The 22,221-nt window shown below is 70.4% G+C and carries 18 protein-coding genes; 11 read left to right on the top strand and 7 right to left on the bottom strand.

The window, feature by feature from the left end:
* Window positions 1–185: 185 nt before the first annotated feature.
* The gene (locus VGH85_21125; protein HEY2176317.1) at window positions 186–1,640 is read right to left on the bottom strand and encodes an L-fucose/L-arabinose isomerase family protein; all 1,455 of its coding nucleotides are present in this window, start codon (window positions 1,638–1,640) and stop codon (window positions 186–188) included.
* Window positions 1,641–1,734: 94 nt separating this feature from the next.
* Between VGH85_21125 and VGH85_21130 the strand changes: the two genes are divergently transcribed.
* Complete coding sequence (locus VGH85_21130; protein ID HEY2176318.1) at window positions 1,735–2,748, top strand: phosphotransferase; 1,014 nt, start codon at window positions 1,735–1,737, stop codon at window positions 2,746–2,748.
* Here VGH85_21130 and VGH85_21135 read toward each other — a convergent pair.
* On the bottom strand, window positions 2,745–3,356 hold the full coding sequence (locus tag VGH85_21135) for a potassium channel family protein (protein HEY2176319.1): 612 nt from the start codon (window positions 3,354–3,356) through the stop codon (window positions 2,745–2,747). The two genes, VGH85_21130 and VGH85_21135, sit on opposite strands and share 4 nt — an antisense overlap.
* Window positions 3,357–3,513: 157 nt before the next feature.
* On the opposite strand from VGH85_21135, the gene VGH85_21140 reads away from it, so the two are divergent.
* Window positions 3,514–3,966: a hypothetical protein gene (locus VGH85_21140; protein ID HEY2176320.1), complete on the top strand. Its 453-nt coding sequence runs from the start codon at window positions 3,514–3,516 to the stop codon at window positions 3,964–3,966.
* Window positions 3,967–4,122: 156 nt separating this feature from the next.
* Here the strand turns inward: VGH85_21140 and VGH85_21145 are convergent, their stop codons facing one another.
* Window positions 4,123–7,008, bottom strand: a complete 2,886-nt coding sequence (locus VGH85_21145) for a LuxR C-terminal-related transcriptional regulator (GenBank protein ID HEY2176321.1) — start codon at window positions 7,006–7,008, stop codon at window positions 4,123–4,125.
* Between the two features lie 309 nt (window positions 7,009–7,317).
* Between VGH85_21145 and VGH85_21150 the strand changes: the two genes are divergently transcribed.
* A complete protein-coding gene (locus tag VGH85_21150) occupies window positions 7,318–9,942 on the top strand; it encodes a LuxR C-terminal-related transcriptional regulator (protein ID HEY2176322.1) in 2,625 nt (874 codons plus the stop codon).
* On the opposite strand, the gene VGH85_21155 is transcribed toward VGH85_21150, so the two are convergent.
* Window positions 9,939–10,181 (bottom strand): hypothetical protein, encoded by a 243-nt coding sequence (locus tag VGH85_21155; protein ID HEY2176323.1) that lies wholly within the window; start codon window positions 10,179–10,181, stop codon window positions 9,939–9,941. The genes VGH85_21150 and VGH85_21155 overlap by 4 nt on opposite strands.
* A gap of 180 nt (window positions 10,182–10,361) precedes the next feature.
* On the opposite strand from VGH85_21155, the gene VGH85_21160 reads away from it, so the two are divergent.
* From VGH85_21160 to VGH85_21175, 4 genes are all read left to right on the top strand, one after another.
* Complete coding sequence (locus VGH85_21160) at window positions 10,362–10,616, top strand: DUF1049 domain-containing protein (GenBank protein HEY2176324.1); 255 nt, start codon at window positions 10,362–10,364, stop codon at window positions 10,614–10,616.
* A gap of 66 nt (window positions 10,617–10,682) precedes the next feature.
* The gene (locus VGH85_21165) at window positions 10,683–11,321 is read left to right on the top strand and encodes a TetR/AcrR family transcriptional regulator (protein HEY2176325.1); all 639 of its coding nucleotides are present in this window, start codon (window positions 10,683–10,685) and stop codon (window positions 11,319–11,321) included.
* Window positions 11,322–11,325: 4 nt separating this feature from the next.
* Window positions 11,326–13,491: an MMPL family transporter gene (locus VGH85_21170; GenBank protein ID HEY2176326.1), complete on the top strand. Its 2,166-nt coding sequence runs from the start codon at window positions 11,326–11,328 to the stop codon at window positions 13,489–13,491.
* A gap of 102 nt (window positions 13,492–13,593) precedes the next feature.
* Window positions 13,594–14,586, top strand: coding sequence for a cytochrome c oxidase assembly protein (locus VGH85_21175; protein HEY2176327.1), 993 nt, complete (start codon window positions 13,594–13,596; stop codon window positions 14,584–14,586).
* 25 nt (window positions 14,587–14,611) lie between these two features.
* Here the strand turns inward: VGH85_21175 and VGH85_21180 are convergent, their stop codons facing one another.
* The 3 genes from VGH85_21180 to VGH85_21190 all read right to left on the bottom strand — a co-directional run bounded on the left by VGH85_21180 (window position 14,612) and on the right by VGH85_21190 (window position 17,375).
* Window positions 14,612–15,019 carry a DUF5073 family protein gene (locus VGH85_21180; protein ID HEY2176328.1) on the bottom strand — a complete coding sequence of 136 codons (408 nt, stop codon included), beginning with the start codon at window positions 15,017–15,019 and terminating at the stop codon, window positions 14,612–14,614.
* Between the two features lie 59 nt (window positions 15,020–15,078).
* Window positions 15,079–16,575, bottom strand: a complete 1,497-nt coding sequence (locus tag VGH85_21185; GenBank protein HEY2176329.1) for a VCBS repeat-containing protein — start codon at window positions 16,573–16,575, stop codon at window positions 15,079–15,081.
* A gap of 122 nt (window positions 16,576–16,697) precedes the next feature.
* A complete protein-coding gene (locus VGH85_21190) occupies window positions 16,698–17,375 on the bottom strand; it encodes a nucleoside monophosphate kinase (protein HEY2176330.1) in 678 nt (225 codons plus the stop codon).
* 283 nt (window positions 17,376–17,658) lie between these two features.
* Here VGH85_21190 and VGH85_21195 point away from each other — a divergent pair, with 283 nt between their 5' ends.
* From VGH85_21195 to VGH85_21210, 4 genes are all read left to right on the top strand, one after another.
* Window positions 17,659–19,011 carry a DEAD/DEAH box helicase gene (locus tag VGH85_21195; GenBank protein HEY2176331.1) on the top strand — a complete coding sequence of 451 codons (1,353 nt, stop codon included), beginning with the start codon at window positions 17,659–17,661 and terminating at the stop codon, window positions 19,009–19,011.
* Between the two features lie 48 nt (window positions 19,012–19,059).
* Complete coding sequence (locus tag VGH85_21200; GenBank protein ID HEY2176332.1) at window positions 19,060–20,241, top strand: acyl-CoA dehydrogenase family protein; 1,182 nt, start codon at window positions 19,060–19,062, stop codon at window positions 20,239–20,241.
* Window positions 20,242–20,382: 141 nt separating this feature from the next.
* On the top strand, window positions 20,383–21,141 hold the full coding sequence (gene fabG, locus VGH85_21205; GenBank protein HEY2176333.1) for a 3-oxoacyl-ACP reductase FabG: 759 nt from the start codon (window positions 20,383–20,385) through the stop codon (window positions 21,139–21,141).
* Between the two features lies 1 nt (window position 21,142).
* Window positions 21,143–22,221, top strand: a 1,079-nt coding sequence (locus VGH85_21210) for an acyl-CoA dehydrogenase family protein (GenBank protein HEY2176334.1), incomplete at its 3' end; no start/stop codon positions are given.

Here is a 22,221-nt window from a genome sequence, read left to right on the forward strand (position 1 = left end):
CAAGGCGACCCACAGCATCGTGCACGCCGACTGGCAGGGTGCGGTCGCGATCGCCCTACCCGTCGCGTTCACGGCATTGCTCAAGGGGATTGCCGCGCTCGGGCTGCAGGACACGCCTGGAGCGTCGTTGATTCCGTCGTCATGGCGCGCCGACACGGTTCCCAGCAGCTAGCTCGGCCTTCGGTTCAGATCTCGACGAACTCCAGCTCGAGGAGCTGCGCCACCGCCCGCAGGTCGGCGATCCGGTGGCCGGTCCCGAGCGCCCAGTGGTGGCCCACACCCGACGCGCTCCAGTCGTCGGTCCATAGCGCCGGGTCGCGGCCGAAGTCGACCCGCGAGGTGGTGTTGCCGATCTGCAGGACGGGACCGGGCACGACCTCGCCCTCGGAGGCGATGAACCGCAGCCGGCCGTCGCGGGTCTGCCCGATCCCGAATGCGGTGACCGGTCCGTGCCGGACGTCGAACTCGACCGACACGCCCCACCCGCGCTTGCCGTGGTAGACCCCGAGGCCGCGGAGCAGCGGCCGGCGCGCGCTGATCGCCAGGTGTGCGGGTCCGTCGTGACCCATCTCCACGACGTCGTCGAGGAAGTTCAGGGCCTGCAACTCGGTGAACGACCCGCCGCCGCCGAGCCGGTCCATGATCAGCATCGCCAACGACGTGCGCAGCTCGTACTCCCCTGCCGCCGGCACGCCGCGCGCGGTCAGCAGCGAGGCGCCGAGGATCATCCCGGCGCCGAGCCGCTCGTGGATCTCCCCGTCGAGGCCACGGTGGTAATAGGCGAGGCTGTCCAGCGAGAAGTCCTCGACGAGCCGGTCGAGGCCTACCGACACCCGGGCGCCCCATCGCAGGTCGTCCTCCTCGACGGACTCGTCGAGGTCGAAGATGCCCCGGGCGACCTTGATCCGGTCCTCGGCCTGGTCGTCGGTGACCTGCTCGGTGCGCACCCGCAGGTCGTCGAACTCCAGGACCTCGATGTGACCGCCGAGCTGCGCCGAGATCATGGTGAGGTCGGTCGAGACGTCGAGCATCCCCGGGTAGAGGTGCCCGAGCAGCCCGTGCCGGGTCTTGCGGAGCTCGCCGCGTACGCCGGCCGCCTGCACCCACCGGTCGATGCGCGCCCACGCCCGTTCGTCGGCGAGGTGGCCGGAGACCGAGCGGAAGGGGATGCCGGCGCGCTCGAAGGTGTTGGCCATCTCGGGCAGCGGGCAGGCGCCGCAGTAGGCCAGCCACTGGCCGGTGTCGAAGGTGGCGTGCTCCATCGCCACGGTCGGCTGCAGGTTGATGAGGAGGACCGGCGCGTCGGTGCGCTGGGCGACCGGCAGCAGCATCGAGGCCGTCATGTAGGTCGTGAGGAATCCGACGATCAGGTCACAATCGGCCAGCCGCAGTTCGTCGGCGGCGCGGGAGCCCTCCTGGGCGTCGGAGATGAACCCGACGTCGACGACGTCGCAGCCCGACGCCTGCAGTCGCTCGGCCACGGTGGCCGCCGACGCCTTCAGGGTCGGCAGCAGATCGGGGAACTGGGGCCAGTAGGCGCCGAGTCCGCCGGACACCAGCCCGACCCGGGTCGGGCGCCGGACGTCGGGCCAGAGGTCCACCGCGATCGGGGTGGCCTCGATCTCCTGTGCAGCATCCATGCGGGTAGACATACCCGGTTGGCGTGGCCGGGTACACGCTGGGGCCCGGAAACGTCGGTGCGGGCGACGCGCGCCGGGCGCGATACTTCTGCCCGTGCTGACCGAGCCCGCAGACGTCGACCGCGAAGCCCTCACCCAACTGCTCACGGGGCACTGGTCGGTGCAGGTCGCCTCGCTGGATTACCTCGCTGTGGGATTCGGCAGCCACCACTGGGTCGCGACGGATGACCGCGCGGGCCGATGGTTCGTCACGGTCGACGATCTCCGCAACGCCCGGTGGACCGCGACGCCGTACGACCAGGTGCGCCGGGCATTCGAGACGGCGCGGGCGCTGCACGGCGACGCCGGGCTGGAGTTCGTCCTGGCCCCGACGCCCGACGACACGGGCGCCGTGGTGCGTCACCTCGGGGCGCACCACTCGGTGGCGGTCTTCCCCTTCCTCGACGCCACCAACGCTGAGTTCGGCGAGTTCCCATCCGTCGCCGATCGGCGCGCTGTGCTCGGGCTGGTCGGGCGCCTGCATGCAGCGACCGACCGGATCCCCGCGGACCTCCCGCGCCGCGAGGACTTCGACCTGCCCGGACGTCGGCACCTGCTTGCGGCGATGGCCCAGACCGACGAACCCTGGCACGCCGGACCCTTCGGCGAGCCGACCCGGGAACTGCTGCGCTCCAGCGCCGCCGAGGTGCACAAGTTGTTGCGCCGCTACGACGACCTGGCCGCCGCCGTGGTCGGCTCGGCGGGGTCGTGGGTGATCACCCATGGTGAGCCGCATGCGGCGAACGTCCTCACCGACCGGCGTGGCGCTCGACTGCTGATCGACTGGGACACGGTCGCCGTCGGCCCGCGAGAGCGCGATCTGTGGATGCTGACCGACGACACCGCCGCCGATTGGGACGCCGCCGACCGGGCCGCTTACGCCGCCACCGCCGGCGACGTACCGCTGTCGACGACGGCGCTCGCCCTCTACCGGACCCGGTGGGCGCTCGAGGAGATCTGCGAATACGTGAGCTGGTTCCGCGCCGAGCATGTCCGCAGCAGGGACACCGAGACCGGCTGGTCGGGCCTCTCGGATTACCTGCCGGTCCCCGACCCGCTCCTGGCCTAGCTGCCCGTCGGTGGCTCCGGGCCGTCGCCGTTCGGCGGCGTCTGCCCCTGCTGGAGGTTCACCGATCTGCGCGCGGCGATGATCCCGCTCATCAGTCCCGCGAACGTCGCGATGTAGAAGAGGTCGAACGCCATCTGCACCGTGACGATGATCCGGGCGCCCTGGCCGGTCGCATGCACGTCGCCGAAGCCGACCGTCGTCAGCGTCGCGACGGTCATGTAGAGGCCGTCGACGCGGTTGCTCAGACCGGCGAATGCGCCGGGGGTCTTCGCCAACACGTCGTAGATGAGGGCGAACGTGATGACGACGAGGTACAGCGACGTGGCGAGCGCCTCGAAACGCACCTGGCGCTGGCCGTGGGTCTGGACGAAGATCCGGATCTGGCGCACGAGCACGAACAGGAACCACACCCCGACGACCGAGAAGATCGTCAGCCCGATCGGCCCCGGTACGTCGTCCGGCAGTGGCGCCGTGGAGTAGATGACGATCGACAGGACCAGTGCCAGCAAGCTACGGCTGAGCGCCCGCGAGGTGCTGTTCCGCGCGGTTGAGGACGTCTTCGGAAGCCGGGCGGCGACCCGCTTCTCCGCATCCGCCCCGGTGCCCATATCTGTCAGTCTGCGGACGCCGGCGTCGTGCTGGGCTCACCCGGATCGGGTGAACCACCACGGTTTACCCGCGGCGGGTGAGGCGCCGGGTCGCCGCGCGGCGCACGCTGACCTCGTCGGGCGTTGGGCCCGATGATCATTCGGGGAGGAATCCGGAATGTCACACGGGACAATCGGGGAGCACGCCGCAGGCACTCCCACCGAGAATCGCACTGCCGACGGCTACGTCGCCCCAGTCGAGCAGCGCGGCGTGATGTCGGGGTGGGTGATCTTCTCCGGGACGTTCCTGGGGCTGGCCAGCCTGTTCAGCATCGCCGCCGGCATCAGCGGCCTGGTGAACCGCGCCTACTTCGACACCGCCGGACTGCTCTACCACAACTTCACCGTGGCGTCGTGGAGCTGGATCGGCATCGGTGCGCTGCAACTGCTGGCCGCGCTGATGATCTTCGCGCGGGTCGGCCTCGGCCGCTGGCTCGGACTGCTGCTCGCCTCACTGAGCGCACTGGCGTGGATGCTCGCTATCGGCGCCTACCCACTGTGGGGCCTCATCGTCCTCACCGCTGACGCGCTGGTGATCTACGGTCTTGCGGCGCACGGCGCCGAAGACTGAGTCCAACCCGAGACCGTGGGCTACGTATATGAGATCCGCGTCCGCGGCCAGCTCGGACCGGCATTGGCCGACGCGTTCGCGCCGATGACCGCCACCGCAGTTCCGGCAGAGACGGTCCTGGTCGGCCCCCTGGCCGACCAGGCCGCTCTGCACGGATTACTGGCGCGTGTGCAGGCCCTCGGCCTGGAACTCGTCGAGATCCGCCGTCGGATCGGGACGGCCAACGACCCTTCCGACCGCCGGGGTGCCCGCGAGGAGCGGGTGGACCGGTAGCCGGCCGTCGGAGCCGGTCGCGCTGACCTCGGGAAGCAGTCCCAACTCGCGGGCGCGGCGTACCGCGTCGCGTCGGGTACTGACCGCGAGTTTGCGAAAGAGCGTCTTCAGGTGTGCCTTGACCGTGTTCGGCGAGACACACAGCTCCTGCGCGATCTCGCTGTTGCTGCGCATGGTCGGAAGGAACCGCAGCATCGTCAACTCGCGGTCGGTCAGCGGGTCGGGCCACCGCGGCGGGCGACGCGCGACCCCGCTGCCGACGGTGGCACGTACGCCGAGCATGGTCGATACGAACTCGTGGTGACCTCCCCCCACCTGGACGTGCCGGGACAGCATCGCCCGTAGCCGGGACCCGAGCAGATGGAAGGGCAGCCGGATCTGCTCGTCCTCAGCCAGGGCGAGCGCACGCGACAGACAGTCGAGGGCGCGGCTGTCCTCGCGGAGCCGATCGGCGATGAGGGCTTCGGTCAGCCAGCTGTGGATGAGGACGACGTGATCCACGGACGACCCATTCCGTACCGGGCGCAGAACATCGTCGGCCTCGTGCGGTGACCCGAGGGCAAGGTGGGCACGGGCTTTCAGCACCCGATCGCGGTGAATAGCCGGCGCCGGCTCCGAAAGCCGCTCCAGCCGACTGAGCGCGGCCGCCGGGTCTCCCGCGGCAAGGTCGATCTCGACCTCGACCACCCGGCCCCAGCGGCGCAGGACGCCGGGTGCCGCCGATCCGCCGTACCGCCGGCGTACCCGGGCCACCTCCGCCCGGGCACCGTCGAAGTCCCCGGTCACTGCGAGCACCCGGGCCCGGACCAGCCCGGCGGCGTGCGCAAGTGCCGGTTCGATGGACGGCTCGATCGGCGTCAGCTCGCTCTCGAGCAGCCCGCGCGCCTCGTCGATCTCCCACCGCTCGAGATGCACGATGACGGCCGCCAGATACGCGGCGCCGATCTGCATCTCCGACCGCCAGCCACGGTCGTCGGCGAACCGGATCGCCTGCCGCACCAGCGCATCGGCCGAGCGCAGCCGGCCGTCGATCGCGTGGACCAGGGCCAGGTAGCTCAAGGAGTTGAGCTCGACCAGCTCCAGTCCGGCGAGCTCCGCGGCGATGAGCGCGGAGTGCAGCGTGCGCACGGCATCCATGGTCTGGCCGGTCCAGGCCTGCGCCGCACCCTTGTTGGTCAGGGCGATCGAGCGGTACTGCTCGGTCATGCGCGGATCCGGTACCAGGTCGGCCCCGACCAGGCGGAGCACGTCGTCGGCAGCCTCGCTCATCGCGTCGATGTCACCGCTGAGCCGGGCGACACCGAGGGCGAGCAGTCGGCGCGCTGCGGCGAGTTTTCGGCGTTCTGCGGGCGGCAGATCGTCGATGAGCCGCCCGGCAAGACCGATCTGAATCGCAAGCTGGTCGGTCTCGGCCGGCCGGTGAGCTGCGCCCGCTACGACAGCAGCTGCCTCATCCGCGGCGCCGGTCGGACGGGCGGGCAGCTGGTCCAGCAGGCGCGACAGGGTCTGCCGGTTGGCGGACAGCATCAGCGGCACTCCGACCCGCCCGATGATCGTTCCGGCCAGCCGCCAATCCGCACCGGCCATGGCATGGCGAACCGCCTCGATCGGCTCCCCATGATCGGCGAACCACTGCGCTGCGGCGGCGTGCAATTCCGGCACCTCGGCGGGTGATTCCACGGACAGCCGGTGGCGCAGCACCTCCGCGAACATCGGGTGGTAGCGGTACCAGGCCGGCCGATCACCCAGCCCCGACACGAAGGCATTGTCCTGCACCAGCCGCTCGAGCAGCTGCCCACCGCCGCGCCGCCCGGTCATCGCATCGGCCAGATCACCGCACAGCCGGTCGGAGACGCAGGTCCGCAGCAGGAAGCGCTGGACCTGCGGGTCAAGTCGGCAGAGCACCTCGGCGATCAGGTATTCGGCGACACTCCGGTCGTCCCCGGCGTACGTCGCGACGCCCCTGTCGATGTCGTCGCAGTCGACCAGCGACATGGCGGCCAACCGCAATCCGGCGGCCCAGCCCTCGGTACGGGTCAGCAGGGTGACGACCTGCGCGCGATCGAGCGGGAGCCCGTGCCCGGCGAACAACTGGGTCGCTTCGTGCGGGCCGAAGGCCAGGTCGGCCGCGCGGATCTCGGTGAGCTCACCGGCCAGCCGCAGCCGATACATCGGGAGCGGTGGGTCAGCCCGGGTGGCGAACACCAGCCGAAGCTGGGCCGGTAGATGGCGCAACAGGTCGGCGACGGCGTCGAGCACCGCCGTGTCGGTGATCTCGTGGAAGTCGTCCAGGACGAGCACGACCGGGCCGGGCAGATCCGCGAGTCCACCGATGATCCGGTCCAGGAATCGCGCATCGACCGCGCTCGGAACGCGTAGGGCGTCGAGCGGGTCACCGGCACCGACCGCCCCGCTCGCCGACAGGGCGGCAAGCACGGACCCCCAGAAACGCGCCGGGTCGTTGTCGGCCGGATCGAGGGACAGCCAGGCCACGGAGCCCGGTGCACGACCCTCCGTCCGCCACGAGGCGAGCAGTTGGGTCTTGCCCGATCCAGGCCCGGCGCTGAGGACAGTCACCGGTCCGCGGGTCGCGTGATCGAGCAGCGTCACCAGACGAGGGCGGGCGACGAACGGGGCGGAAACCTGAGGGGGAATGAGCTTCGCCGCCGCCACGTGGCCCTCGGCCGTGCTGAGCCGGTCGCCGCCGGCGACCGCCTGGGCGACGTCGTCGTGCCCCACCCGGTGGTCCGACTTTGCGAGGTATGGCACACGAACTCCCCCTGTTACTGATCGTCCTCGACAAAACCGGGACATGTCACCGCTGAACGGTCCGTTCTGCACGGGTCCGGACAGCGCATGTGACACCCCGTCATCGGGACCGATCGGGCTCGTCCGAGTGATGTGGCCCCACCGGCCTCACCCGGAACGGGTGACGTCCCGAGCCTCGCCGGTGCACACTTGTCCAAGGTGCGCCGCCGACGGACGGGGGACGCGGTGCCGACGAGGCGGGGTACAACGGCAACACACTTGCCCGCAGGGGCGTCGCTCCTGCGCGCCAAATTGACGGTGCCGCCGCCGTTGGCGCGGTCCATCGCGCGACCACGGCTGACGGCTCTGCTCGACTCGGCGACCCAACGGCGCTGCACCCTGCTCACCGCGCCGGCCGGCTGGGGGAAGACCACCCTGCTCGCCGCGTGGGCGGGCCGGAAGGGCGCGACCCGCCCCGTCGCGTGGCTGTCTCTCGACCGCGGGGACGACGACCCGACGCAATTCTGGTCCTACCTCGTGGCCGCGATCCGGGCTGCGGTCCCGGACGACGATCGGCTGCCGCTGACCACCCTGCGGCCACCCCGAAAGCCCGCCGGCATCGACGGCTTCCTGGCCGACTTGGTCAACGCTCTGCACGATCTCACCGTCGCGCCTGTCCTGGTCATCGACGACGTACAACTGCTGACCGATCGGGGCCTGCTCGCCGGCTTGTCCCGCCTGCAGAGTTACGCACCCCCGACGCTCAGCGTCGTCCTGTCCGGCCGCTACCTCCCGCCGATCCCGCTCGGCCGGCTGCGGGTCGACGGGCAAGTCAGCGACGTCCGCGCCGACGACCTGGCGTTCACCGCGGCCGAGACCCGCCTGGCGCTCGCCCAGAGCGACATCGAGGCGACCGGAGCGGACGCGCGCATCGTGCACGAGCGCACCGAGGGCTGGCCGGCGGGCGTCCGGTTGGCCGCGATGAACCTCGCCGGCTGTGCGGACGTCGCGGAGGGGGTACGCCGGTTCTCCGGCGACGACCGGGCGGTCGCCGACTACCTCGTCACCGAGGTCCTCGATCAGCAGCCGACCGAGATCCGCGAGTTCCTGGTACGCACCTGCATCGTCGACCGGATCTGCCCGGGACTCGCGACCGCGTTGACCGGACGGCACGATTCCGCGGCTGTGCTGTCCGACCTCGCGGCCTCCCAGGTGTTCGTGACCGCGCTCGGGCCGGACGGCTCATGGTGGCGATACCACCCCCTGCTTGCGGAAGTGCTCCGCGCGCAGCTCGCGCTGCGTGACACCGACCTGGCCGCGGAGCTGCACGCCCGCGCCGCCACGTGGTTCGCCGCCAACCACCTCCCGGCCGACGCGGTGGCACACGCCGAGCTCACCCCGGACAGCAGTACGGCGACCCGGATCCTTGCCGATCACTGGCTCGACCTGTTCATCCGGGGCGACCTGGCCGCCGTACGCCGGCTGCTCGGCGGTGTGCCGACGACGGTGCGGCTCGCCGACCCGGAGATCTGCTGCGCCACCGCGGCGCTGCGCCTGGCGATGGGTGACGGCGGGGCCGCCGAGGATCTCCTGCGGCTGCTGGATCCGGGCCTGCAGACCTCCGATGACCGGCGTGCCCAGCGGACGCTCACCGCGGTGCGCCTCTACCAGGGCCGGGTGACCGGGCACTACGGCGGCGTCCTCGCCGAGGCGGTCGCGGCCCTCACCCCCGACGCCGAGGTCGAGATCGAGACCGCGGCCGGACAACCCGTCGAGGATTCTGCGGCCCGCGCCTTCGGCCTCTATCTGCTCGGCGCCGCCGAATGCGACACCGGCGATGTCGAGGCCGGCCGCATCCATTTGCGACTCGGGATCGGCGCGGCCCGCGCTGCCGGCCACGATTACCTCGCCGTGGGCTGCCTCGCCTACCTGTCAGCGCTGGCCCTGGTCGAAGGCCGGCTCAGCGAGGCCGGGGCTCTTGCCGACCAGGCGATCGCCGAGGCCGAGGCGCGCGAGTGGGATCAGATGGAGCTCGTCGCGGTGGCCTACGTCGTCGCGGCCGCCGTGCACTGCCTTCGGGGAGAGGTCGCCGAGGCCGATCGGGCCCTGGATCACGCCGAGCTGTCCAACAACTTCGCCATCAATCCCCAGCTCCCGCTGGACATCGGGCTGGTGCGAACCTGGGTGCACGCGACCAGCGGCGATCCGACCACAGCGTTCGCGATGGTCGCCGGCCTGCGAGCGCACCTGCGCCGCGGCGGGTCCGAGCACATCCTGCGCACTGTGCTGCTCTGCGGGGCACAGTGCCTGCTGCAGACTCAGCACCTGTTGGAGCTGGACGGCAGCGGCGCCGGCGCGCCGGTCCTCGACGACGACGCCTTGACCGCCTGCCCGTACGCCGCACGCCTCGCCCACGCCCAGGCACTGCTCACCGCCGGCCAGGCCGGAGCGGCGATCGCCACGCTCGAGGACTGCCTCGACGGCACCACACCGATCGGTCATCTGCACGACACCGTGTCGGCATGGCTGCTCGCCGCGGTCGCCGCCGAGGACTGTGGCGAGGGGCCCCGAGCAGGGCAGTATCTCGAGCGGGCCCTCGCGACGGCCGAGCCGGAGGACGTCCGGGCGCCGTTCCTGGCGATGGCCGAGCGGATGGCCCAGCTCCTCACCGCACAGGTCGACATGGGGACGGCGTACCCGGACTTCGTCGCCCGCCTCCTCGACCTGACGCGGCGGGCCGACCGGGTGGTCAGCCCCGCCTGGGCCGAGCTCACCGACCGGGAGACCGAGGTGCTGCGCCGCCTCGTCGGCCGGCTCCCGAACGAGGAGATCGCGCGTGGCCTGTTCATCACCGTCAACACGGTGAAGACACACAAGAAGGCGATCTACCGGAAGCTCGAAGTCAGCAGCGTGAGTGAGGCGGTGGCGCGCGCGCGGGCCCTGCAGTTGCTCTAGTTCGACTCGGGCGGCAGGGCAGCCGGAGGGGCCGAGAGTTGCCGTACGTCGACGAGTTCGAAGCCGAAGGACTGCAACTGGGCGAGCAGCGTGAACAACTCCGCCTGGTCGGCAACCGGACCGGACAGGACGGTCTCCACGTTGTGGGTCGACACGTCGAATCCGACGAAAGCGGATGCAACGACCTCGCCGATCCGCCCACGAATACGGATCTCGTAGGTCACGGTCATCGCGCTCACCCCCGCCTCCGACTGTCGCGGGCACGCGGCGCCCTGGCATCACCCATGCGGAGTGAGCCTCGGCGCCAGGTCGGGCTGTTTCCCGAAGGCCGACCCACCGGCCGGTGATCTCCGCGACCATGGATGGTGAGGCCGGTCCCAAAGCCAGCAGTGGCCGACTCCTCCGAGGGAGCATCGACGATGACCGCAACGACCCCGCCACCGGTGAAGACCACCAAGAAGCGCTCCCGCCTGTCCCCCCGGTCGATCGTCGCGCTGGTGCTTCTCGTCCTGGCCATCGTCTTCATCGCCGAGAACACCCGCCAGGTGAAGATCCGGGTCATCGTGCCGGTCGTGAGCATGCCGCTGTGGGCGGCGCTGACCGCGATGCTCGTGGTCGGCGTTCTCGTCGGCGCGTTCCTGCACCGCCAGTCGACGAAGCGCTCCGACCGCTAACCGCAACAGGCACGGTCACCGTCCGCCGGCGGCGCCCTGATCGTCCGTGCTAGCTTTCTGGTCGTGATGTCAGATTCTCGGTCGGGTGGCCAAGAGGGCCGGTCGTTCATCGAGACCGCGCGGCGGGCTCAGCTGGTGCAGTGCGCCATCGACACGATCGCCGAGCACGGATACCCGCAGGCGACCATCGCGCGGATCGCCGACCGCGCGGGTGTCAGCCGGGGTGTGGTCTCCTACCACTTCGCCGGCAAGGACGAGCTCGTCACCCAGGTCGTCACCGAGGTGTTCACTGCAGGTGCGCGGGTGATGCTCCCGGCGATCGCCGCCGAGTCGACCGCCGCGGGAAAGCTCGCGGCCTACATCCGGTCGAACGCCGAGTTCATCGCGACGCACCGGGCGTACGCCCTCGCCATGCTCGACATCTGGACCAGCTACCGGACCGACACCGGCGACCGCCTCGATCAGGCGATGGCGGCGCAACCACCGCCGCCGGAGCTCGCCGAGCTGGATCCCGAGTGGATCCTGCGACTCGGCATGGAGACCGGCGAGTTCCGCACCCTGTCCGCCCGATCGGTGGCCATCGCCGTCCGGCGGGCCATCGACGGAGCCGTCCTGCAGATGTCCCACGACCCCCGGTTCGACATCGAGTCCTACGCGACCGAACTGGTGACCCTGTTCGATCGTGCAACCAAAGCGAAAGGCTGAATCGGTGTTTCCTGCGCTCGGACGCGTCGTCGTCCACCACCCGTGGCGGGTGCTCGGGCTGTGGTTGTTGGCGGCCGTCGCGGTGATCGGGCTGGCTCCGAAACTGACCTCGACCAGTGACGAGGCCAGCTTCCTGCCGAGCCACTACGAGTCGATTCAGGCACAGAACCTGCAGCATTCGGCGTTTCCGAAGGCCGCCACGCCGGCAGCGATCATCGTCGTGGAGCGCTCCGACGCCAAAGCACTCACCGCCGCGGATTCGGCGAAGGTTTCCTCGATCGGAGCCGCGCTCTCGGGAGCGCACATCAAGGACGTCACCGCGGTGCAGGTGGGCCCGCCGTCGCCGAACCGGCTGATCCAGCCGATCGCCGTACAGATGCCGCTGCCCAGCAGTCCGAGCGACGAGTCTCAACCGAACGCGGTCAAGGTGCTCCGCGCAGATCTGCGCGCACACGTGTCGGGTACGACGTTGAAGGCAGGGATCACCGGCACCGCCGCGCAGACGCTGGACTCGGAGAAGTCCGGCAACCGCGCGCAGGCGATCATCGCCGGTGTCACCGTCGGCCTGATCATCGTGCTGCTGCTGGTCATCTTCCGCAGCCCGATCATCGCGCTGCTCCCCGTCCTCACGATCGGCGTGGTCTCCCAGATCGCCGACGGATTCATCGCCTGGGCGAACAACGCGTTCGACCTCAAGATCGACAGCTCGGTCACCGCACTGCTGATCGTCGTGTTGTTCGGGGTCGGCACCGACTACATTCTGTTCCTCCTGTTCCGCTATCGGGAACGACTGCGCGCCGGGGAGGACCCCAAGACCGCGATGGTCTCGGCGGTCAGCCGGGCCGGCGAGGCGATCGCCTCGGCGGCCGGTGCGGTGATCATCGCCTTTCTCGCCCTGGCCCTGTCCACCCTTGGCCTGTTCAAGTCGCTCGGCCCGGCGTTGGCCATCGCCGTCGCGGTCACCCTGCTCGCCGGACTCACCCTGATTCCGGCAATCGTGTCGCTCCTGGGCACCAAGGTCTTCTGGCCGTCGAAGGCCTGGCGTCGGGAACCCACCGCGGCCCGGTTCGCCGCGATCGGCGGCGCGATGGGGCGCCATCCCGGCCGATTTGCGATCGCCTCGGGTGGCCTGATGGTGCTGCTGGCGATCGCCGCCTTCGGCTTCCACCCGAACTTCGACCTCACCGGCGGTTCGACCGCGTCGACGTCGGAATCCACCGTCTACAGCAAGGAACTCCTCAAGGGCCTGCCGGCCGGCGCGACCGAACCGTCGCAGGTCTATCTCCGTTCGACCACCGGCGCCGACCTGGACCGCAGTGAGCTCGGCCGCTACCGCTCCTCACTGAGCCGGGTGCCCGGGGTGGGGCAGGTCAGTCCGCCCGTGCTCTCGCCGGACGGGTCCGTCGCCTACTTCCAGGTCACCCTGACGTCCGGACCGCAGTCGAGCGAGGCGATCTCCACAGTCGGCGGCCCCCTGCGCGACACGGCTCATCGCGCCGCGCCGACCGGCACGACGGCCGTCGTGGGCGGCATCACCGCGGTCTACGTCGACATCCAGAAGGCCGTCAACCATGACTACCTGGTGGTGTTCCCCGTCGCCGCCGTACTCATCATGCTCATCCTCGGGCTGCTCCTGCGGAGCGTCGTCGCGCCCTGGTACCTGATGGCCTCGGTCGGGCTTGGCTTCGCCGCGACCCTCGGGAGCACGGTGCTGATCTTCCAGCACGTCGGCGGCCAACCCGGGCTCATCTTCCTGCTGCCGATCATCATGTATCTGTTCGTCGTCGCACTCGGCACGGACTACAACATCCTCATGATCGCCCGGCTCCGCGAAGAGGCCCGCGAAGGGCGCAGTCCGCGCGACGCGGCGGCGATGGCCGTGCGGCACGCCGGACCGACCGTCGCCGCCGCCGGCCTCATCCTCGCCGGCACCTTCGCCTCCCTGTTGCTCGCCGGCAGCTCCACCCTCACCCAGATGGGCTTCGCCATCTCGTTCGGCATCGCCGTCGCCGCCTTCGTCATGGCCCTGTTCTTCACCCCCGCCCTCACCGCGCTGATCGGCCACGCCGCCTGGTGGCCCGGTCACGCCGACGCGGCCCGCCAGAGTCCGACCGTCGCCGACGGTGACGACGTGCTCGTGGCCGCGCCGGAGGGCCGCCCGCACACCTGACCGCACGCCGCCGGAGGAGGCCGGGACGAGCACGGAAAGCCTGTGTGCGACGCTGGTTCCGGCCGCGGTCACGGCCGGGAAGGCGGATAGGTGATGCCGGGAATGGGCGACCCTCTTCCGCCGCTGACCTGGGCCGCCGGCTTCACCGAGTGGACCTTCGTACCGATCGCCACGGCGGCGGTCCTGGTGCTCGCGGTCCTCTACGGGTGGGGGGTGCAGCGGTCGGTCCGCCGGCCCGGCCGGAACTGGCCATGGTTGCGGACACTGTCCTTCGCCGCCGGCCTGTTCGTCATCGTCGTCGCGACCCAGAGCAGCATCGGGGTCTACGAGCACGACCTGTTCTGGATACACATGGTCCAGCACCTGCTGCTGATCATGGTCGCCCCCGCATTCCTGGTCGCCGGCCGGCCGCTGATCCTCACACTGCATACGGCGAGCCCGCCGGTGCACCGGCGGGTGAAGCGGATCCTGCGCTCCCGGCCGGTCTCGGTGCTCACCAACCCGGCGTTGTGCGTCGTCCTCTACACCGCCGTGGTCGTCTTGACCCACCTGACCCACATCATGGTCACCATCATGGCCAGCCCGCTGGCCCACGGCGTCGAAGAGCTGGTCTTCCTCATGGTCGGCTACCTGTACTTTCTGCCGATCTTCGGAGACGAGCCGATCCGGTGGCGACTCTCCTATCCGATGAAGATCATCATGCTGGTCGCGGCGATGCCGGTCGACACGTTCACCGGCCTGACCCTCATCCAGACCAACCCGCCGCTGTTCGGGATGAGCATGACCGCAACGGACATCCACAACGGCGGTGCGGTGATGTGGATCGCCGGCGACTTCATCATGTTCGCGGCGATGCTGCTCGTCTTCGCCGTGTGGGCGTCCCGGGACAGCGGCCGGGTCGCCCGGCGCGGCTGGCTGGAGCAGGTCCGGACCGCGACCTTCGAGGAGCGGTTCGCCGGTCGCGGCGCGGCCCGGTCGGCCTCCGGCGGCCCATCGCGCACCGATCTCGACAACGACGACGAGCAGCTCGCGGCCTACAACGACTGGCTGGCCGACCTCGATCGCGGCGGGTCGCGATCGTCGCCGGGCAGCTGACGTCGCGCGGCCGGCGGCCGTCCGGTCAGGCGAGCCCGACCACGACGGCAATGCCGTAGAGCGCGGACTGCAGTTCGATCGAGGCCTGTGCGCCCTGTTCGGTCACGGCCCGGAACGCCTCGGCGGCGAGCTTGCGGCCCGCCTCGGCAGGACCGACGAGCGCGGTCTGCAGCGGAACCCCGCGGACGACGTGCCGGACCTGCACCCGCACGCCGCTCCGGTCGGAGGCGACGAACGCCCAGTCGCCGACGCTCAGCGTGGCCGGCGTACCGGACCGGAACATCCGGCCCGCCGTCGCCGGCCGGTAGTCCAGCCCCGACACCTCGCCGAGGCTGCCCAGGACGGTCTGGGCTCCGCCCGGCTGGGAGAACGCCGCGGTGAGTACTCCGACCGCATCATCGACCGACAGCTCCTGCCCACCGGGTCCGGTCACGCCATGATTGCAACACACCCGGCGGCTCCGGGTAGTCATGGGCGCCGCAGCGACCTGTGTCACAGGATCCCGGTGCGCTCCATGTCGTGGTGGAAGGTCGGCCAGTCGGCGTGGACGTAGGGCTGGTTCAACGTCCAGGCGAAGACCTCCCCGAAGGTGAAGTCACCCGCGGCGACGAAGACCTTGGCCTTGCCGTCGATGTTCGCGTAGGTCGGAGCGCACATGTAGGGCAGGCTGCGGACCTTGCGGTCGGTCCACCAGAGCATCCCCGAGAAGGCCAGGGCGCCGTTGTTGTCGAAGACGTACATGTGCTGCTCTCCGCCGACCAGCACCTCTTGCCGCCCACCGGACAGGCCGGTGAAGTTCGCGATGCTCGCGCTGCCGTGGATCCGGGGACCCGTTGCACTGCAGTTGGTCATCGTGTTGGAGATGCACTTCTTGTAGCGGATGTGTCCGTCGGCGTTGATGACGTAGAGGTAGCCGTTGTCATCGGTGACGGCGACCTCCTTGTTGCCGTTGTGGTCCAGATCGCCGATGGCCGGAGAGCCCGTCGGACGCCCGGCCACCTTGACCGGCCAGCCCGGGAGGAACTTCCCGGTCCGGTCGTAGGCCAGGATCTCGTGGCCGCCATCGAGCATGTTGCCCGTACCGACGACCACATCGAGCTTGCCGTCGTGGTTCAGGTCCGTGACCGCGGGGCTGGACCAGATCGTCTGTCCGTTCACGAAGCGCGGCCACCCGGGCAGCGGCTTGCCGGCGTTCGCACCGGCGCCGTTCAGAGCGGTGACGTAGCCGCCGCGCTGATAGCGGTCGCGGATCTTGTAGCAGGGTTGGCCCTGCACGCCGTCGCAGTCGTAGCCGACGATGATGTCCTTGATTCCGTCATGGTTGAGGTCGGCGATGACCGGCGACGACCAGATCGTGTCCTTGAGGAACGCCGGATATCCGGGCAGTTGCCGGGTGCTCTTCGTCGGGTTCAGGTATCTGCCGTCCCACACGTGGACGTAGTGGTCCCAGCCGGCCTGGATGATGTCGAGGTGCCCGTCGCCGTTGAGATCGGCGACCGCGGTGGTGGCGAAGTTGCCGAACTGGTGCGGGCCGACGCCGGTGTGCGCGCGGAAGATCGTCTTGTTGCCCAAGGTGAAGCCGACCACGTCGCCGGCGGTGTCGGTTGCGACGATGTCCGGCTGTCCATCGTGGTTGAGGTCGACGATCGTCGGTGAGGCCTGGACCGCGCCCGGACCGATGTACCGGTCCAGCCACCGGTTGCCGGTGCGGGCGCCCCAGACGTAGACGTGGCCGTTGGGGAAGCCGGCGATCACCTCCGGGATCTTGCCCGATCCCATGTTGGTGACGGCCGGCGTACTGAACTGCTCGGACGTGATCGACTGCGAGTACTTGTGGTCGTAGGTCGGCGTCGACCAGCGGTCCGACTGGAACCGGGGATTCGTCGCGGATGAGGTCGCCGAGGGGGTCGACGCGCTCGCGGGCGTCAGACCGGTGAACGCGACCGCGCTGCCCGCGACCATAGCCAGCGCACTGCCCAGAATGACCACACGACGCCACATATCTACCCCCATGAGCGCTCGGCGGCGTGTTTGCCACACGTGCCGGGCATAGCGCTCTCAGGGGTGAACTACCCAGCGTGAGTAGTCGTAAACACAGAGCGAACAGACGTCTACGCCGACGCCGGCACCTCGGGCGTGGAATGGTGGTCGACCGGAGGCAGCCCGAGCTTGTCCCGGGTCTCCTCGAAGACCTCGTCCGGCATCCGGGTGCCGTCGACGGTGACGACGACCTCCTTGCGCTCGAACAGTTCGAGCACCGGAGTGGTCTTCTCGTGGTAGTCCCGCAGCCGGGTGCGCAGCGCGGCGGGCGTGTCGTCGTCGCGACGGACGAGCGAGCCGCCACATACGTCGCAGGTGTCCGGTTTGGCCGGTCGGGAGTAGATCAGGTTGTAGTCCAGCCCGCACTGCGAGCACAGCCGCCGGCTCAGCACCCGCTCCTGGACCACCTCGTCCGGCACCCACACGTGGATCACGCTGTCGATGTCGTAGGTCTCGAGGAAGAACTCCGCCTGGGCCGCATTACGGGGAAAGCCGTCGATGATGAACCCGTAGTTCCAGTCGTGCTGCTCGAGCCTCGTGCGCACGATGTCTCCGACGAGGTCATCGGAGACGAGCTCGCCGGCGGCGACGGTCCGGCGTACTCCCGCGCCGAGCTTGGTGTGGTGCTGGATGTTCCACCGGAAGATGTCGCCGACACTCATGTGCTCGAGTTCGTAGTCCTCCGCCAGCCGCTTGGCCTGGGTGCCCTTGCCGCTGCCCTGTGCCCCGATGATCACGTACTTGCGCATAGGTCCACTCTCTCGCATCGCTGTCCGGTGTGGCTGCGCCGTCGCCATGAGACCTTGGACACCGGCCGCGGCGCGTGGCCGCCCGACCGGGTAGTGTGTTGGTGCTGGCCCTCAGCGGTCGGCACACATGATGCGGCGCCGCCGCCATGAGGTCGCTTGATCCTCGCTCTTCGTCCGGGTATGTCCCGCGCGCGCAGCTCTCCACGCGGCCTACCTGAGACGATCCGAGAGGACCCCTGTGCCCCGACGCTCCGCGTCCGCACGCCCGCACGCCCTACCCCCGGTGCAGACCCGCCCACCTGCGCCGCCGATCACCTCCTTCGCTGCGGCCGGGCTTCCGCAGCGCCTCGTCACCGCGCTCGAACGGCGCGGCATCCACGAGCCCTTCCCGGTCCAGGCCGCGACTCTGCCGGATGCCCTGACCGGCGCCGACCTGCTCGGTCGCGCCGTCACCGGGTCGGGCAAGACCCTCGGTTTCGGACTGCCGCTGCTCGCCCACCTCGGCGCCGCCGGCCCGCGCGGCCGGCGCCGTCCGAAGGGCCTGGTGCTGGCGCCCACCCGTGAGCTCGCCCAGCAGGTCACCGACGTCCTCGCCCCGCTCGGGCAGGCGCTCGGTGTCCGCGTCGCGGCGGTCTACGGCGGCACCTCGATAGGCCGCCAGATCAACGCCCTCGACCGCGGGGTCGACGTGGTCGTCGCCACCCCGGGACGCCTGGTGGACCTGCTGGAGCGGAGAGCGATCTTCCTCGACGCGGTCGAGGTCACCGTCGTCGACGAGGCCGACCACATGTGCGACCTCGGCTTCCTGCCGGTCGTCCGCCGGCTGCTGGGCCTCGTCCCGACCGGCGGCCAGCGGCTGCTGTTCTCCGCGACGCTGGACGGCGACGTCGACGTCCTGACCCGCGAGTTCCTCGTCAACCCGGTGCTGGTCGAGGTGATGCCGCCCGACGACGGTGCCGTCGTCACCCACCGGGTGCTGACGTTGGCCGACCGCGCCGCCAAGACAGCCGCCGTGGCCGAGCTCGCGGCGACCGCGGAGCGCACGCTGCTCTTCGTCCGTACCAAGAGAGGCGCAGACCGGCTGGCCCGCCAGCTCAGCACACCCTCCCTCCCCGTGAAGCCGTTGCACGGCGGACTCACCCAGTCCGCGCGCACCCGCGCGCTCGCCGCCTTCGGCGCGGGCCGGACCCGGGTCCTTGTCGCCACCGACGTCGCCGCCCGCGGACTCGACATCTCCAACGTCGACGTCGTCGTGCACGTCGACCCGCCGTCGGACCCGAAGGCGTTCGTGCACCGTTCGGGCCGCACCGGTCGGGCCGGCGCGAGCGGCGCGGTCATCACCCTCGCGCTGCCGGACGAGCGGCGCGAGGTGGACGCGATGCTCGCCCGGGCCGGGATCACGGTCGCCGGCGAGCGCTCGGCCCAGCCGGCGCCCGCCCGCGGCGACCGCCGGCCACGGTCGGCGCGCGACCATCGCCAGCAGTCGCCTCGCGACAATCGCCAGCAGTCGCCTCGCGACAATCGCCAGCAGTCGCCCCGCGACCATGGGCAGGGTTCGCCGCGCGGCCGGCGACGGCGTCCGCAGACCGGCCACAGGCAGTCCGGCGCGCCACGCTCGGCCGGACGGCGCGGTTGATCCGGCGTCGCCTGCCCACGGCCGGGCCCGGCGCGAGATGATCGCCAGGTGACCGACCCACAGGCACGCACCGGACCGCTCCAGCTACTCCGGCTGGAGGATGAGCTCGACGACGCCCAACGCGCCGTGCGCGACGGGGTGCGCGCCCTGCTCGCCGACGCCGTACGGCCGAACATCGCCGGGTGGTTCGAGCGCGGCGAGCTGCCGGTCCGCGAGCTAGCCAAGGCCTTCGGCTCGCTGGGCCTGTTCGGGATGCATCTGACCGGTTATGGCTGTGCCGGCCTGGACTCCCTCTCCTACGGCCTGGCGTGCATGGAGCTGGAGTCCGCCGACTCCGGAATCCGCTCGTTCGTCTCGGTACAGGGATCGCTGGCGATGTTCGCCCTGTGGCGCTGGGGCAGCGACGAGCAGAAGGAACGCTGGCTGCCCCCGATGGTCACCGGCGAGGCGATCGGCTGCTTCGGTCTGACCGAGCCCGACTACGGCTCCAACCCGGCCGGGATGCGCACCCGGGCCCGGTCCGACGGTGGCGACTGGGTGCTGGACGGCACCAAGGCCTGGATCACCAACGGGTCGGCCGCCGACGTCGCGATCGTGTGGGCGCGCACCGATGCCGGGATCCGGGGTTTCGTCGTACCGACCGACACCCCGGGCTTCTCGGCGCACGAGATCAAGCACAAGCTCTCGCTGCGGGCATCGGTGACCAGCGAACTCGTCCTGGACGGGGTCCGGCTACCCGCCGACGCGGTGCTGCCGGAGGCGAAAGGGATGCGTGGCCCACTGGCCTGCCTGGACGAGGCGCGTTTCGGCATCGTCTTCGGCGCGCTCGGTGCGGCCCGCGACTGTCTGGAGACGACGATCGACTACGCCTGCAGCCGGGTGCAGTTCGACCGCCCCATCGCCGGCTACCAGCTCACCCAGCGCAAGCTCGCCGACCTCACCCTCGAGCTGGACAAGGGATACCTGCTGGCGCTGCATCTCGCGCACCTGAAGGACTCCGGACGCCTGCGCTCGGAGATGGTCAGTGCCGGCAAGCTCAACAACGCCCGCGAGGCGCTGAACATCGCCCGCGAGTGCCGCACCATCCTCGGCGCCAACGGCATCTCCTTGGAGTATCCGGTGCTGCGGCACGCCAACAACCTCGAGAGCGTGATCACCTACGAGGGCAGCAGCGAGGTACACACCCTGGTGCTCGGTAAGGCGCTGACCGGGCTCGACGCCTTTCACTGAGGGCCTTCCACTGACGGCCTTCCACTGAGGGCCTTCCACTGAGCTCGCCGCGGGCCCTTGCGCGGCCATCGGGGCCGCCGGGACGCCGCCGTACACTGGCCGGCACTGACGAGCCCGTGAGCACCTGGTGGGAGCAGCCGCATGGAGTCATTCACCGACCGCGTCGCCGTCGTCACCGGGGGAGGGCGCGGGATCGGCGCCGCGATCGCCGCCCGGTTCGCCGCCGGCGGGGCGGCGGTCGCCGTCCTCGACCTCGACCCGGACACCGCTGAGACGAGCAGCAAGGCCATCGCCTCGGCCGGCGGCCGGGCCCTCGCGCTGGGCGTCGACATCGCCGACGAGGACGCCGTCGAGGCGGCGGTCGCGCGGGTCGCCGAGGAGTTCGGGCGAATCGACATCCTGGTCAACAACGCCGGCGTGACGCGCGACAACATGCTCTTCAAGATGAGCGCCGCGGACTGGGACACCGTCCTCGGCGTACACCTGCGCGGCAACTTCCTGATGAGCCGGGCCGTGCAGAAGCACATGGTCGAACGTCGGTACGGCCGGATCGTCAGCCTGTCCAGCCGCTCCGCACTCGGCAACCGCGGCCAGGCCAACTATTCGGCGGCCAAGGCCGGCGTGATCGGGCTGACCGCGACGCTGGCCATCGAGCTCGGACCGTTCGGGATCACGGTCAACGCGGTCGCACCCGGCTACATCGACACCGACATGACCCGGGCGACGGCCCGCCGGATGGGCGCCGACCCGGAGGAGTTCGCGGCCGCGGCCGCGGCCGAGATCCCAGCCCGCCGGGTCGGTAAGCCCGAAGACGTGGCCGCCGTCGTGACGTTCCTGGCGAGCGAGGATGCGGGCTACGTCAACGGCCAGACGGTGCACGTCAACGGCGGTCAGCGCTGACATGGTCGACTTCGACATCACCGACGAACAGCGGGCCATCCGGGAGACGGTCCGGTCGTTCGTCGATGCCGAACTCATGCCGCAGGAGGCCGACTTCGTCCGCGCCGGCGGCACGGCGACGTTCGGGCATGCCGAGATCCGGGCGCTGCAGGCACGGGCCAGGCGAGACGGCCTGTGGGGCGTGTCGACGCCCGAGGAGTACGGCGGCAGTGCGCTGGATGCCGTGACCCAGTCGCTGATCGCGACGGAACTCGGCCGAACGTTCCTGCCGTTCCGCTTCGGCGGCGAGGCGGACAACATCCTCTATTACGCCGACGACCGGCAGACCAAGGAATACCTGCTCCCCACCATCGAGGGCGAGCGCACCTCGTGCTTCGCGATCACCGAGCCGGGCGCCGGGTCGGATGCGGCGGCGATCCGGACGACCGCGCGGCAGGACGGCTCGGACTGGGTGATCGACGGGGAGAAGACCTTCATCACCGGCGGCAACGACGCCGACTTCGCCATCGTCATCACGGTGACCGACCCGGAGAAGCGGTCCCGTGGCGGCTTCACGGCGTTCCTGGTCGACCGCTCGATGGGGTGGACGTCCTCGCCGATCTCGACCATGGGCCTCGCCCGCCCGGCCACCCTGTCCTTCGCCGGGGTTCGGGTACCGGACAGCAACATGCTCGGCGAGCCCGGGGACGGGTTCCGGCTGGCGATGGAGTGGATCGGCCGGGGCCGGTTCCTCATTCCGTCGCAGGCGATCGGTGCCGGTGAACGCCTGCTGTCGATGGCGATCGGCTACGCCACCGACCGGACGACGTTCGGTCGGCCGATCGCCGACAACCAGGCGATCGGCTGGATGATCGCCGACTCCGAGGTGGAGTTGGAAGCCGCCCGCTGGCTGGTCCTCAAGGCGGCCTGGACGGTCGACCAGGGCCGCGACTCGCGGCACGACTGCGCGATCGCGAAGCTGTCCGGGACGACGATGGCCAACCGGGTCGTCGACCGGGTCATGCAGATCCACGGCGGCATGGGATACACCCGCGAGATGCCGATCGAGCAGTTCTACCGCGACATGCGGCTGTGGCGGAT

The sequence above is a fragment of the Mycobacteriales bacterium genome, assembly GCA_036497565.1.
GTDB lineage: Bacteria > Actinomycetota > Actinomycetes > Mycobacteriales > QHCD01 > DASXJE01.

What these genes read in the sequence shown, in the direction of transcription:
- VGH85_21175 (HEY2176327.1), top strand. Translation starts at nt 13,594, where the DNA reads ATGGGCGACCCTCTTCCGCCGCTGACCTGGGCCGCCGGCTTCACCGAG.
- fabG (HEY2176333.1), top strand. Translation starts at nt 20,383, where the DNA reads ATGGAGTCATTCACCGACCGCGTCGCCGTCGTCACCGGGGGAGGGCGC.
- VGH85_21125 (HEY2176317.1), bottom strand. Translation starts at nt 1,640, where the DNA reads ATGGATGCTGCACAGGAGATCGAGGCCACCCCGATCGCGGTGGACCTC.
- VGH85_21140 (HEY2176320.1), top strand. Translation starts at nt 3,514, where the DNA reads ATGTCACACGGGACAATCGGGGAGCACGCCGCAGGCACTCCCACCGAG.
- VGH85_21190 (HEY2176330.1), bottom strand. Translation starts at nt 17,375, where the DNA reads ATGCGCAAGTACGTGATCATCGGGGCACAGGGCAGCGGCAAGGGCACC.
- VGH85_21160 (HEY2176324.1), top strand. Translation starts at nt 10,362, where the DNA reads ATGACCGCAACGACCCCGCCACCGGTGAAGACCACCAAGAAGCGCTCC.
- VGH85_21135 (HEY2176319.1), bottom strand. Translation starts at nt 3,356, where the DNA reads ATGGGCACCGGGGCGGATGCGGAGAAGCGGGTCGCCGCCCGGCTTCCG.
- VGH85_21165 (HEY2176325.1), top strand. Translation starts at nt 10,683, where the DNA reads ATGTCAGATTCTCGGTCGGGTGGCCAAGAGGGCCGGTCGTTCATCGAG.